The 11,988-nt window shown below is 70.7% G+C and carries 12 protein-coding genes; 8 read left to right on the top strand and 4 right to left on the bottom strand.

Going from position 1 to position 11,988, the window contains the following annotated elements:
• Positions 1 to 115: 115 nt before the first annotated feature.
• Positions 116 to 1,627 (bottom strand): NAD-dependent succinate-semialdehyde dehydrogenase, encoded by a 1,512-nt coding sequence (locus ABZX40_RS10955; protein WP_355746978.1) that lies wholly within the window; start codon positions 1,625 to 1,627, stop codon positions 116 to 118.
• A gap of 202 nt (positions 1,628 to 1,829) precedes the next feature.
• Positions 1,830 to 2,846 carry a dihydrodipicolinate synthase family protein gene (locus tag ABZX40_RS10950; RefSeq protein ID WP_355746975.1) on the bottom strand — a complete coding sequence of 339 codons (1,017 nt, stop codon included), beginning with the start codon at positions 2,844 to 2,846 and terminating at the stop codon, positions 1,830 to 1,832.
• Positions 2,847 to 3,340: 494 nt separating this feature from the next.
• Between ABZX40_RS10950 and ABZX40_RS10945 the strand changes: the two genes are divergently transcribed.
• The 7 genes from ABZX40_RS10945 to ABZX40_RS10915 all read left to right on the top strand — a co-directional run bounded on the left by ABZX40_RS10945 (position 3,341) and on the right by ABZX40_RS10915 (position 9,094).
• Positions 3,341 to 4,699, top strand: a complete 1,359-nt coding sequence (locus ABZX40_RS10945) for an aromatic ring-hydroxylating dioxygenase subunit alpha (RefSeq protein ID WP_355746972.1) — start codon at positions 3,341 to 3,343, stop codon at positions 4,697 to 4,699.
• The gene (locus tag ABZX40_RS10940) at positions 4,696 to 5,244 is read left to right on the top strand and encodes an aromatic-ring-hydroxylating dioxygenase subunit beta (protein ID WP_355746969.1); all 549 of its coding nucleotides are present in this window, start codon (positions 4,696 to 4,698) and stop codon (positions 5,242 to 5,244) included. The genes ABZX40_RS10945 and ABZX40_RS10940 overlap by 4 nt, the downstream gene beginning before the upstream one ends.
• A 195-nt stretch (positions 5,245 to 5,439) precedes the next feature.
• Entirely contained in the window at positions 5,440 to 5,664 is a 225-nt protein-coding gene (locus ABZX40_RS10935) for a dihydrodiol dehydrogenase (RefSeq protein ID WP_355746966.1), read from the top strand.
• Positions 5,665 to 5,726: 62 nt separating this feature from the next.
• Positions 5,727 to 6,710: an ornithine cyclodeaminase family protein gene (locus ABZX40_RS10930; RefSeq protein WP_355746963.1), complete on the top strand. Its 984-nt coding sequence runs from the start codon at positions 5,727 to 5,729 to the stop codon at positions 6,708 to 6,710.
• Positions 6,707 to 7,558, top strand: a complete 852-nt coding sequence (locus tag ABZX40_RS10925; protein ID WP_355746960.1) for an SDR family NAD(P)-dependent oxidoreductase — start codon at positions 6,707 to 6,709, stop codon at positions 7,556 to 7,558. Before ABZX40_RS10930 ends, ABZX40_RS10925 begins: the two co-directional genes overlap by 4 nt.
• 97 nt (positions 7,559 to 7,655) lie before the next feature.
• Positions 7,656 to 7,850 (top strand): ferredoxin, encoded by a 195-nt coding sequence (locus ABZX40_RS10920; RefSeq protein ID WP_355746957.1) that lies wholly within the window; start codon positions 7,656 to 7,658, stop codon positions 7,848 to 7,850.
• Complete coding sequence (locus ABZX40_RS10915) at positions 7,850 to 9,094, top strand: FAD-dependent oxidoreductase (RefSeq protein ID WP_355746954.1); 1,245 nt, start codon at positions 7,850 to 7,852, stop codon at positions 9,092 to 9,094. Before ABZX40_RS10920 ends, ABZX40_RS10915 begins: the two co-directional genes overlap by 1 nt.
• A gap of 189 nt (positions 9,095 to 9,283) precedes the next feature.
• On the opposite strand, the gene ABZX40_RS10910 is transcribed toward ABZX40_RS10915, so the two are convergent.
• Entirely contained in the window at positions 9,284 to 10,018 is a 735-nt protein-coding gene (locus tag ABZX40_RS10910; RefSeq protein WP_355746951.1) for an IclR family transcriptional regulator C-terminal domain-containing protein, read from the bottom strand.
• Positions 10,019 to 10,228: 210 nt separating this feature from the next.
• The gene (locus ABZX40_RS10905; RefSeq protein WP_355746949.1) at positions 10,229 to 10,633 is read right to left on the bottom strand and encodes a nuclear transport factor 2 family protein; all 405 of its coding nucleotides are present in this window, start codon (positions 10,631 to 10,633) and stop codon (positions 10,229 to 10,231) included.
• A gap of 320 nt (positions 10,634 to 10,953) precedes the next feature.
• On the opposite strand from ABZX40_RS10905, the gene ABZX40_RS10900 reads away from it, so the two are divergent.
• The gene (locus ABZX40_RS10900; RefSeq protein ID WP_355746946.1) at positions 10,954 to 11,865 is read left to right on the top strand and encodes a helix-turn-helix transcriptional regulator; all 912 of its coding nucleotides are present in this window, start codon (positions 10,954 to 10,956) and stop codon (positions 11,863 to 11,865) included.
• Positions 11,866 to 11,988 lie beyond the last annotated feature (123 nt).

Below are 11,988 nucleotides of genomic sequence, written 5' to 3'. Positions count from 1 at the left end.
GAGGCAGAGGCGGTGGGGGAGACGTGAGCGGTGGGGGAGATGGACATATGACTCTCACTTTCCGGCCGAGGATTCGGCCCTCTTCACGCGCGGGAGCGATCGGTGGGGGCCACACTCACCACGCGGTGGCGATGTACTTCGATTCCATGAATTCGAGCATTCCTTCGAATCCACCCTCGCGGCCGAGCCCGCTCTCCTTGACCCCGCCGAACGGCGCCGCCGGATCGGAGAGCAGCCCCCGGTTGACGGCGACCATCCCGGCCTCCAGCCGCCCGGCGATCCGCAGCCCCCGGCGCAGATCGGAGGTGTAGACGTACGCCGCGAGCCCCAGGTGGGTGTCATTGGCGGCGCGGACGACCTCGTCGTCGGTGTCGAAGGCGATGAGACTGGCGACGGGGCCGAAGATCTCCTCACGGACGATGTCCGCCTCGGGCGGGACGTCGACCAGGACGGTGGGCGCGTAGAACGCCCCTTCCCCCGGTGGCCGTTCCCCGCCCGTGAGGACCCGCGCCCCTGCCGCCACCGCCGACTCCACCAGCGCGGCGACCTTGTCGACGGCACGGTCGTTGATCAGCGGCCCGCACTCGCTCGCGGGGTCGGTGCCCGGACCGACGGCCAGCGCCGCGAACCGGTCCGCCAGCCGACGGGAGACCGTCCCGATGAGGGAGCGATGGACATAGACGCGGTTGGCGGCCGTGCATGCCTGCCCGCCGTTGCGCATCTTGGCGACCATCAGACCGTCGATCACCTCGTCCGGGTCGGCGTCGTCCAGCACGATGAAGGGCGCGTTCCCGCCCAGTTCCATGCTCGACTTGAGCACCGTGTCGGCGGCCTCGCGCAGCAGGACGCGCCCCACCTCGGTGGAGCCGGTGAACGACAGCGCCCGCACCCGCGGATCGTGCAGCATCGCGCGCACCACCTCACCGGACCGGCTGGTGGTGACGACGTTGATCACTCCGTCGGGGACACCGGCCTCCGCGCACAGCCGGGCGATCAGATAGGCGGTGAGCGGGGTCTCGGCGGCGGGCTTGAGCACGACCGGGCATCCGGCGGCCAGCGCCGGCGCGATCTTCCGGGTGGCCATGGCGGCGGGGAAGTTCCACGGCGTGATCAGCACGGCGACGCCGATGGGCTCGTAGGTCACCATGATGTGGTTGCTGCCGCCGGGCGAGACCCCGAGGTGACCGGCCGCGCGTACGGCCTCCTCCGCGTACCAGCGGAAGAACTCGGCGGCATAGGTTACCTCGCCCCGGGCGTCGGCGAGGGTCTTGCCGTTCTCCGCCGAGATGAGCCGGGCGATGTCGTCGGTGCGCTCGGTCATCAGCTCCCAGCAGCGCCGCAGGATCTCGGCCCGGCGCCGGGGGCTGGTCGCCCGCCAGGAGCCGAATGCCCCGGCCGCCGCCCCGACGGCAGCGAGCCCGTCCTCGGCATCACCGTCCGGCACGGTGGCGAGCAGCTTCCCGGAGGAGGGGTCACGGACATCGATCGTGCCGCGCGGGCGGCTGGGGGGTGCCGCGCCGATGATGAGATCGGAGAACAGCGGGGTGGTGGGGGCAGCGGGGGCGGAGGGGGACGTGGGGTTCGTGGAAGACGGGAGGGACGTGGAAGAGGTGGAGTTCGGCGTCATCGGAGGTGTTCCTTCGCTCTTCGGGCGGGGTCGCGGCATCAGGCCGAGGAGGTGCGGCCGTCGGGTCGGCCTGCGGGCTCTCGGGCCGAGGGCGTGCGGCCCTCACGGTCGGCTGCGGGCTCTCAGGCCCAGGCCCAGGCCCAGGCGCAGGACCAGGCCCAGGCGGAGCCGCAGCCGCAGCCGCCAGTTCGGCCCGCGGCTCTCACGCCGGGTTGCGGCCGGTGAAGAACTCGTGGTCGGGGGAGTCGGTGACATCGAGACCGCCCGCCACGGCCGCGGCCCGCAGCTGGGCCATCTGACCGTCGTTGATGCGGGACAGCGGCGCGCGCATGGGGCCGCCGTTGAATCCGTTCAGCCAGCCCTGGTACTTCCACAGATAGCGGTGGACCATCGCGGTGCCCGCCACGGCCTGTCCGACCACCGCGGAGTCGGCCTCGCGCACCGGGTGGATCCGCCAGTAGATCTCCATGGCGTCGTCGAACCGGCCCTCGCGCATCAGGTCGAAGTAGCGCGCGACCCAGGGGCCGTACGCCTCGTAGTTCGAGGTCCCCATCCACTGCATCCCGTACATCGAGTGCCAGGCCGGGGAGTTGGACTCGATGGGGTCCATGACGATGACCTGGTCGCGGTACTTGTGGAAGATCTCGGCGATGCCGCCGACCCCGGGTCCGCCGACCTCGCTCTTCACCGCGACGACATTGGGGATCTCCTCGATCATCCGGCCGATCAACTGCGGTGAGAAATGGCTCGGGTGCAGCCGGCGGAAGTTCCACAGGTGCATGGCGAAGACGATGACACCGAGGTTCGTGCTGTCGGCGACGGCCTTGGTGTAGTCGAAGATCTCCTGTTCGGTCCGGGGATAGAAGGTGAGCGGGTAGGAGAGCAGGACATAGGTCGCGCCGCGCTTCTCGGACTCCTGGACCAGACGGATGTTGTCCTGCAGCGTCGGCAGCGCGGCGTGGACGACGGTCTGGAGACCGTCCCCGGCCTCGTCGACCGCGATCTCGGTGACGCGGAGCAGTTCCTCGAAGGTGGTGCCGCACTCGGAGACGATCAGCGCGGCGGACATCCCGAGCTGCTTCTCCCGCTCGATGTCATGGCGGACGGCACGTTCGTTGACCTTGCTCAGATCACTGGTGAACGTCGGCAGCAGGCATCCGCAGATGCCCTTCATGTTCTCCCAGGCCCATGCGCGGGCTTCCTGGCGCGAGTAGCTCATGGACGGATCTCCGTTCGACGGGACTGACGCGGATCACGACGGAGCGGGACGGACCTGGACGCGGGGCAAGAGGAAACGGGCCTCGGCGCGTCGGAAGCGGACCGAACGTCTCGATATCCAGATAGTGGATGACGTAACCGCTGGGTGGATAGTGGCGGAGGCTAGCAATCGAACGCGGGCCGGTCAACAGATCGTCGGGACCGGGGTCGGTGGGCGGGAGAAGTCGGACCTTCCGTGCACATCCGGGGGCATTGACACCCGTCATTCCCGGTTGTAGCTTCACCGCACCCACTCAGTGGACAGCATATCCACTATCTGGATATCACCTCGGATCGACGTCCGGTCGCCGATCTGGACGCCGATCCGGACATCGGTCCGGGCGCCGATCCGGATGTCGATCCGGGCGCCGGTCCGGACATCGATCCGGATGTCGATCCAGACATCGATCCGGATGTCGATCCGGATATTGCCTGCTCGGAGACAGGAGTCTGCGGATGATCAAGGCAGAAAAGACCGAAACCCGGGTGAGCCGGCAGTCGTACTGGGGCGACGACGAGTTCCAGCTGGAGATGGAGCGGATCTTCCGGCGGTGTTGGCTCTTCGTGGCGCACGAGAGCGAGATCGCCCGCCCCGGCGACTACGTCACCAGGAACCTGGGCGGTGAGGATGTCATCGTGACCCGCGACGAGAGCGGGACCATCCGGGCGTTCCTCAACTCATGCACCCACCGGGGCACCCAGCTGTGCCGGGCCGACCTCGGCAACTCGTCCCACTTCCGGTGCAGTTACCACGGCTGGACGTTCGCCAACTCCGGTGACCTCAAGGGCGTCCCGGAACGCAAACAGGTCTTCGACGCGTCCTTCGACAAGTCCGCGTTCGGCCTGGTCCGCGTCCCCCATGTGGACAGCTTCCACGGCCTGGTGTTCGCGAGCTGGAACCCGGACGCCCCACCCCTGGCCGAGGAACTGGGCCCCGCCGCCTGGTATCTGCGCGGGGTCCTCGACAAGGCCGGAGACCTGGTCGCGGCCGGACCACCCGCCCGCGCCCGCGTCCGCACCAACTGGAAGCTCGGATCGGAGAACTTCGCCGGCGACGGCTACCACCTGGCGACCACCCACCAGAGCCCGATCGAACTGGGCACCTACCTCAACACCGATGCCTTCCCCCAGCTCGAAGGGGTGTCGATGGCCGGAATGCGGGGCCGCTGCGTGGTCGCCGGAAACGGCCACACCTTCCGCGTCCAGCACTACGACCTGCCCGGCACGGAACCCGTCTTCCTCGGCTACCCGCCCGAGAAGTGGCAGTCGATGGCCGAGGGCCTGGAGCCCGGACAGATCGACCTGATGTCACGCCTGTCCGTGCTCCACGGGAACATCTTCCCCAACCTCTCCCTCATCGACGCCGCCGCCCTCACCTCAGGCGACGACACCCCCGCCGTCTCCTACGTCCAGTTCCGGGTCTGGCGGCCCCTCGACAGCACGCACTGCGAACTGCTCCTCTGGGCCCTCGTACCGAAGTGGTACGACGACCAGCAGCGCGCCCACTCCCTGCGGGCCAATCTGCGCATGGTCGGCCTGGCGGGCATCTTCGACACCGACGACCTCCAGAACTGGACGAGCGTCGCGGACATGAGCCGGGGCGCGCTGTCCCGGACCGGGGACTTCGTCTACGAGGGCGGCCTCTCGGCACCGAAGGACACCGAGAAGCATTGGCCCGGCGATGTCTACGACATCGACCACTCCGAGACCAACCAGCGCGAGCTGTACCGCCGCTGGGCGGAGCTGATGAACGACACCTCGTACGCCCCCACAGCGGCAGCCCCCAGCCGGGCGGGACGGAGCACGGCCCGATGAACACACCCACCCCGCACCTCCCGCACACCGGCACGCCCGACCCCGAGACATCGAACGCGCTGCGCCACTTCTTCGATGTCGAGGCCCGTCTGCTGGACGCCTACGCCTACCCCGAATGGCTGCCGCTGCTGGAGGACGAGTTCACCTACCGCGTCCCGGTCACGGTCACCCGCGACGATCCCTCCCTGGCACCGTACGTACCCGGCGCCTACCTGGTGGACGAGTCACGGGAGTCGCTGGCCTCCCTCTGGGCCCGCCGCTTCGAACCGGAGCACCTCGACTTCGCCTGGGGCGAGGTCCCGCTCCACCGCATACGCCGGTTCGTCGGCAATGTGGTGGCGGAACCCGGCGAGCGGGACGGCGAGTACCTCGTCACCAGCAATGTGCTGATCAGCGTCACCCATCAGTCCCACCCCGCCGTACTCGCCCCGGCGGGACGGCGGGACGTGGTGCGCCGCCGCCCGGACGGCTGGGGGCTGGTGAGCCGCACCGCCGTCCTGGACGAGAGCGTCGTCCGGCTGCCGCATCTGCGGATGGTGATCTGAATGCCCCCGCAGACCTCACAGCCCCCGCAGACCTCACAGCCCCCGCAGACCTCACAGCCCCCGCAGACCCCACAGCCCCCGCAGACCCCACAGCCCCCACAGACCCCGCAGCCCTTGCCGACTCCGCAGACCTCACAGCCCCCGCGGCCCCCACAGACCCCCCGGGCGAGCGGTCCTCCGGGCGACGGGGAGAGCGTGGTCGAGACGGAGTTCACCGTGGTCAACGAGTTCACGGCCGTACGCATCAGCAAGGTCAGGACCCGCAACGGCCACCGGGTCGAGATCCGGTCGCTGCGGCTGGGCTTCCACCTCCAGCTCGACCCGCTCGCCCTCGAAAGCATCAGCTGGCAGTCACCCGAAGTCTTCTCCCACTTCCTCGACCAGCCCTTCGGCCCCGCACCGGGCCCCACCCCCCGATGACAGCCGGTCACCCCACACAACTCACTCCTCACCCCTACCGCTCCACGAGAGAGACACCGAACATGCTTCTCCTGACGGACGACGAGGTCCGCGCCTGTCTGCGGATGGACCGGCTGGTCGACGCCCTGCGCGACGGCTACCGCATCGAGGCCGAAGGCGGCGTACAGCTCCCCGACCGCGTCAACCTCGCCGCCCACCCCGGCTTCTTCCGCCTCATGCCGGCCGTCGCCGCCGGTGCCGGTGTCATGGGCTTCAAGGTCTTCAACCAGGTGAGCGCGGGCGGCGTCCAGTACCTGATCGGCCTGTACGACGAGGACTCGGGCGCCCTGCTGGCCCAGCTCGACGGCGCCTATCTCACCGCCGCGCGCACCGGCGCCGCGACCGGCGTGGCAGCGGGCCTGCTCGGTCCGCGCGGCCCGGTCGAGGTCGGGCTGATCGGCTCCGGACTGGAGGCGGAGACGAACCTCGCGGGCACCTGCGCGGCTCTCGACGTCACCTCCGTCTCGGTGTTCAGCCCCCACCCCGAGCGCCGGAAACTCTTCGCCGAGCGGATGGCCGAGCGGCTGGGCATCCCCGTCGTCCCGGTGGACAGCGCCGAACAGGCGGCCTCCGCCCCGGTGGTGGTCGTGGCGACCAACACCGGCATGGGCACCGGGCGGGTGGCCCTGCGCGGCCAGTGGCTCAGCCCCGGCGCGACCGTGCTGTCGATCGGCTCCACCATGCCGGAGCTGCGCGAACTCGATGTCGAGGTGATCGACCGTGCCCGCCTCGTCGTCAGTGACGCACCCGGCCAGGCGCGCGGTGAGTCGGGTGATCTGCTCGCCGCCGACGAAGCCGGGGTCCTGGACGGCAAGCTCAGGTCGCTCGCCGACCTCACCGCGAACGGCGCCCGCCGCGAGACCCCTGCGGACATCGCGGTCTACAAATCCGTCGGCACCGCACTCCAGGACCTGATCGCCGCCCGCCTGGCGTACGAGCACGCCCGCACCGCGGGCACCGGCATCGAGGTCGACCTGCTGCGCGTCAAGAAGCCGGCGGGCTCATGAACGCCCCCGGCACGGATCGGCTCGGCGACGCCCCTGACACCGGTGGGCTCATCACCGCCCCCGACCCCATCCCCCGCGCGGCCCTGGTCACCGGAGCCGCCAGCGGAATCGGCGCCGCGACCGCCCGAGCCCTCGGCCGGGCCGGGTACGCCGTCGCCGTCTGCGACCTGTCCGGCCCCGGCGCGCACGAGACCGCCGACGGCATCCGCTCCACCGGCGCGACCGCCACCGCCTACCGCGTCGATGTCACGGACGAGACGGCGGTCGCCGACGCGGTACGCGCCACCGAGCGCGACCTCGGCCCCCTGGACGTCGTCGTGCACGCGGCAGGCATCTTCGACCAGAACCAGCCCTTCCTCGAACTCCCCGACGAGGTCTGGGAACTGGTGCTCCGGGTGAACGTCCGGGGCACGGCCAATGTGCTGCGCGCCGCGCTCCCCACCCTGGCCGGACGGGGCCGGGGCAGCATCATCACGGTCGCGTCGTCGGCGGGACTCGTCCCCCGGGGCGGCGGAGCCGCGTACATCGCCTCCAAGCACGCGGTGGTGGGACTGACCCTGAAGGTCGCCGCCGAGGCCGCCGCCCAGGGCGTCCGGGTCAACGCCGTCGCCCCCGGCTGGATCCCGACCCGGCTCTTCGAGACCAGCGCGACCGCCCTGCGCTCGGGGACGACGGCCCGGCCCGGCGGGATCCCCGACGAACCGGCCCCCGTCGGCGGCACGGTCCCGATGCGGCGGCCCGGCACCGCCGACGAGGTCGCGGAGGGGATCGTCTTCCTCGCCGACGACCGTTCCCGCTACATCACCGGCGCCGTCCTGCCGATCGACGGCGGCTACCTCGTCGCCTGACGTCCCTGTCCCCGTCACCCCGTCCCCCCGCCCCCCATCCCCCTCCCTCCCGAAACAGCCGGCGTCCCGGCGCCATCCACGATCCAGAGGTACCGCCATGAAAGTCACCGCCCATCTCACCAAGTGCCGTGGCTACGGCAGTTGCATGCTCGAAGCCCCGACCGTGTTCGACCTGGACGAGGACGACAACCGGGTCGTCGTCCTTGACGCGGAACCGCCGGAGGAACTGCGCGCCCGGACCGAACGCGCGGTGCGGTCCTGTCCGGCCCGTGCCCTTCAGGTGACCGGCTGATGGCCCCGCCCGAGCATGTGACGATCGTCGGCGCCTCCCTGGGCGGGATGTCGCTCGCCCAGGAACTGCGCCGGCTCGGCTTCGCCGGAAGGGTGACCCTGATCGGGGCGGAGCAGACCCGCGCCCACTACGACCGCACCCAGCTGTCCAAGGACCTGCTGACCGGCCGCGCCGCACCCGAGTCCCTCTATCTGGCGACCGAGGACGAGATCGCCGGACTCACCCTCGATCTGCGCGCGGGCCGCCGTGCCACCGCGCTGCGCACCGGCGACGGCGGCACGACCGTCACCGTGGACGACGGCTCGTCCCTGGCCGCGGATGTCGTTGTGATCGCCACGGGCTCCGCCGCCCGCAGGCCCCCCTTCCCCTCCGCCCTACGAGGTGTCCACTCCCTCCGCAGCCTCCAGGACGGTCTCGCCCTGCGCGCCGCCCTGGCCGACGCGCGGCGGGTGGTGGTGCTGGGGGCGGGTTTCATCGGCTGCGAGGTCGCCGCCGCGGCCCGGGAACTCGGCCGCGAGGTGACGGTGGTCGATGTCCAGCCGGTGCCGATGCACGGGGTGCTGGGCCCAGTCATCGGTGATCACTTCACCCGGCTGCACCAGGCCCATGGCACCACCTTCGCCCTCGGTACCGGCGTCGACGGTCTGGTCGGGGACGGCCGGGCTGGGGACGGCGGCCGGGTCCGAGGTGTCCGGTTGGCCGACGGGCGGGTCCTGGACGCGGACCTGGTGGTCATCGGCTTCGGCGGCGTCCCCGAGACGGGGTGGCTGGAGGGATCCGGCATCGCGGTGGACAACGGTGTGCTGTGCGACGACGCGGGCCGGACCAGCGTCCCCGGCGTGTTCGCCCTCGGCGACGCGGCCTGCTGGCATTCCCCCCGCCACGGCTGCCCCGTACGGTCCGAACACTGGAACCATGTCGGTCTCCAGGCGACCGTGGTCGCCGAGAACATCGTGGCCGGCGCGCTGACCAGCGAGTCCGCCGCAGTGGCCCGGCTCGACGAACTGCCCTCCTTCTGGACGGACCAGTTCGGCACCCGGATGCAACTGGTGGGGGCACCCGCCCCCGAGGACAGCGTCCACATCCTCGCCGGCACACCCGGGGAGTCCGGTCTGGTCGCCGTGTACACCCGGGACGGGCGTGCCACCGCCGCCGTGGCCGTGGACGCGCCGAGGGCCCTGGTCCGCCATCGCGCGCATGTGGCCGCCAACGCCCCATGGCCACCTGTGCGGGCCACCGTCTGACGAGAACCGGAACCGGACCGACCACGAGCACCGCGGCCCCCGCCGCCCGAAGGCGCACGGACCATGCCGCGCCCTCCGGGCCCCCGGCGTGCCGCGGTGCCCGACCCGCCACCGAACCCGCAACCGAACCGGTCACCGAACCCGGTCACCGACCCGTTAGTGACCCCCCGCCGCGCCCGCCCCGCCCACCTACCGAGAAGCGACTTTCCCCCGCCACCCGAGCAACTGCGACAGCGACGTGGCCAGCCCGAGCACGACGTCACGCACCTCGGTGGGCGCGGGCCCGTCCTTGTGACCGGTGATGAGGGATGCCGACCCCACGACCACCCCAGCCGCGTTGCGCACCGGCGCGGCGGTCGCCGTCGTCCCCGGGGTGATGTCCGGATCGGTGGTCACCGCACCGGAATCCCGCACCTCTTCGAGCACCCCGAGCAGCCCGGCCGGGTCGGCGATGGCCGTCTCGTCCTCGACGGACGCGAAATGATCCACGTAAGCGGCGCAGAATTCATCCGGCGCGAACGCCAGCAGGACCAGTCCCCGCGCACCGATGTGCAGCGGATACGGGCGATAGGTATTTCCGTACGAAAGGCCGGGAATCGGATCCCGGGGTTCGACACTCGCGATGGCGATGGAGGCATACGCCTCCCGCTCGGCGATCTGAACAAATCCGCCCACCCGATCGGCCGCGGTCCGCATCAGTGGCTCACCGGTATGGAAAAGGGGGTGCTCATTCAGATACGACGACCCGATGGCGAACAACCGACGCCCCACGTAGTGCAACCCGGTCGCCTCGTCCCGGTGCACGAATCCATGCTCCCGGAGGTACACCAGGGTGCGGTGTGCGGTCGCCCACTTCGAGGAGGTACGTTCGGCCAGCTCCGAGGCCCGCATGGGCTTCTCGGCGAGATACTCAAGCATCTGCATGGCCCTGTGCATGCTCTGCATCGAGCTGGACGTGGACCCACGAGCGGAGTCCCCACTTTCGAACATCGCAAAAATCTACCATGGGGGATTGCCGCCCTGATCATCGGCGTCTTCGGGGTCATCGGTGTCATCGGTGTCTTCGGCACCGGGACCGCGACCGGGGTGCGGCAATCCGCCCATTCGAAAGGGAGATGGGCCCGGAGATGGGCCCTACTCGGCCCCGGACCCGCCGACCAGCGTGCCGACCTCGTTGTAGAACAGCCGATTCTCGACGATCTTGTCGTCCCGCACGGTGAACTGCTCGATGAAGCGCGTCAGCTTTCCGGTCGTGAGATCCGGGACGCCGACGCACGCCGCGACCCGGTCGCCATCGGCGATGGTGTAGTGCACCGTGATCGCGGAGAGGTCGAGATACTTCTGCAATTCCCCGGCGAGGGCGAAGAACTCGTCCTTGCCCCGATAGACCCGCCCGAAGGGCAGGAACAACGGCTCGTACACCGTGACATCGTCGGCCAGACACGACAGGACCCTTTCCAGGTCGCCGCTGTTGGCCGCCGCGAACATGGCGAGGACGACCTGACGGTTCCGCTCGGTCGGTGAGCTGGCTGCGGACATGCTGTTTCTCCTCTGGGGTGAAGGCTCTCGTGGGCCGGCATTCCTGGTGGAGTCCGGTGCGCGGGCCGGCCGAGCCACCGCAACTGACCGACGGTCAGGACGACGCCCACGACACCCCCGTCCGAACATCGGCCTCGGCGTCGCTCTCAGCGTCGGCGTCGGCGTCGGCGTCGGTGTCGTCCTCGTCTTCCTCCTCGGCGTCGGCACTCCTCCGTGCCGACCCCAGCCAACAGCCCCGCGCCACCCCCCGGCAGGCACGGCGAAAAGGGGTACTCGCAGTGCCCCCTTCCGGACCGAGGGCCCGGACTATCCTCGATCGCATGGACGAGAAGGAGTCCGCGCGGGCGGCGGTCCGCGAGTTCCTCATCTCCCGCCGTGCCCGGGTCACCCCGGCCGACGTCGGCCTCCCCACGCAGAGCACCCGCCGCCGGGTGAAGGGACTGCGCCGGGAGGAGGTCGCCCTGCTCGCCGGGGTCAGTCCGGAGTACTACGTACGGCTCGAACGCGGCCAGGCCGCCGGGCCGTCCACCGGAGTCGTCAACGCCGTCGCCGACGTGCTGCGCCTGGACGACGACGAACGCGTCCACCTCGACCGCCTGCTCGCCGCCCTCACTCCCGCACCAGCCGCCCGCAGACGGGGCCGTGGTACGGCGAAGGACCAGGTGGCCCCCGGGATCCAGATCATGCTGGACTCGATGGACCACCTCCCCGCCATGGTCCTCAACGGCCGCTTCGACATCCTGGCGGTCAACGCACTGGGCCGCGCACTCCTCGCGCCGATCCTCGACATGCCCGGCCGCCCGAACAGCGCCCGCTTCTTGTTCCTGGACGAGCCCAGGGCCCGGGACCTGTTCCCCGAGTGGGACCGGATCACCGCCGACTCCGTGGCCATGCTGCGCATCGAGGCCGGCCGCCACCCCGACGACCCCGATCTGATCGACCTGATCGGACAACTCGCGACCCGCAGCGCGGCCTTCCGCACCCGCTGGGCGTCCAACGACGTACGGGTCCACCGCACCGGCGCGAAGACCTTCCGGCACCCCCTCATCGGCGTGGTCACCCTGCCCTACGAGACCCTCCGCGTCGAGGCCCGCTCCAGCCAGGTCCTCTGTGTCTACACCCCCCGCCCCGGCACCCCCGAGGCCGACGCGATCCGCCTCCTGGCGAGCTGGCACGCCGACGGCCCGACGGCCGGAGCACCCCACCGCACCCCGGAAGAACGCGACCACTAGCGGACCGCGACCGCCCGACGGAACACCCCGCGACCGCCCGACGGAACACCCCGCGACCGCCCGACGGAACACCCCGCGACCGCCCGACGGAACACCCCGCGACCGCCCGACGGAACACCCCGA

It is taken from the genome of Streptomyces sp. NPDC004610, from assembly GCF_040609715.1.
In the GTDB taxonomy this organism is placed as follows: domain Bacteria; phylum Actinomycetota; class Actinomycetes; order Streptomycetales; family Streptomycetaceae; genus Streptomyces.
This window is presented reverse-complemented; position numbering and strand designations above follow the sequence as displayed.

What these genes read in the sequence shown, in the direction of transcription:
- ABZX40_RS10930 (WP_355746963.1), top strand. Translation starts at nt 5,727, where the DNA reads ATGCTTCTCCTGACGGACGACGAGGTCCGCGCCTGTCTGCGGATGGAC.
- ABZX40_RS10900 (WP_355746946.1), top strand. Translation starts at nt 10,954, where the DNA reads ATGGACGAGAAGGAGTCCGCGCGGGCGGCGGTCCGCGAGTTCCTCATC.
- ABZX40_RS10955 (WP_355746978.1), bottom strand. Translation starts at nt 1,627, where the DNA reads ATGACGCCGAACTCCACCTCTTCCACGTCCCTCCCGTCTTCCACGAAC.
- ABZX40_RS10915 (WP_355746954.1), top strand. Translation starts at nt 7,850, where the DNA reads ATGGCCCCGCCCGAGCATGTGACGATCGTCGGCGCCTCCCTGGGCGGG.
- ABZX40_RS10940 (WP_355746969.1), top strand. Translation starts at nt 4,696, where the DNA reads ATGAACACACCCACCCCGCACCTCCCGCACACCGGCACGCCCGACCCC.
- ABZX40_RS10910 (WP_355746951.1), bottom strand. Translation starts at nt 10,018, where the DNA reads ATGCAGATGCTTGAGTATCTCGCCGAGAAGCCCATGCGGGCCTCGGAG.
- ABZX40_RS10950 (WP_355746975.1), bottom strand. Translation starts at nt 2,846, where the DNA reads ATGAGCTACTCGCGCCAGGAAGCCCGCGCATGGGCCTGGGAGAACATG.
- ABZX40_RS10925 (WP_355746960.1), top strand. Translation starts at nt 6,707, where the DNA reads ATGAACGCCCCCGGCACGGATCGGCTCGGCGACGCCCCTGACACCGGT.
- ABZX40_RS10945 (WP_355746972.1), top strand. Translation starts at nt 3,341, where the DNA reads ATGATCAAGGCAGAAAAGACCGAAACCCGGGTGAGCCGGCAGTCGTAC.
- ABZX40_RS10920 (WP_355746957.1), top strand. Translation starts at nt 7,656, where the DNA reads ATGAAAGTCACCGCCCATCTCACCAAGTGCCGTGGCTACGGCAGTTGC.
- ABZX40_RS10905 (WP_355746949.1), bottom strand. Translation starts at nt 10,633, where the DNA reads ATGTCCGCAGCCAGCTCACCGACCGAGCGGAACCGTCAGGTCGTCCTC.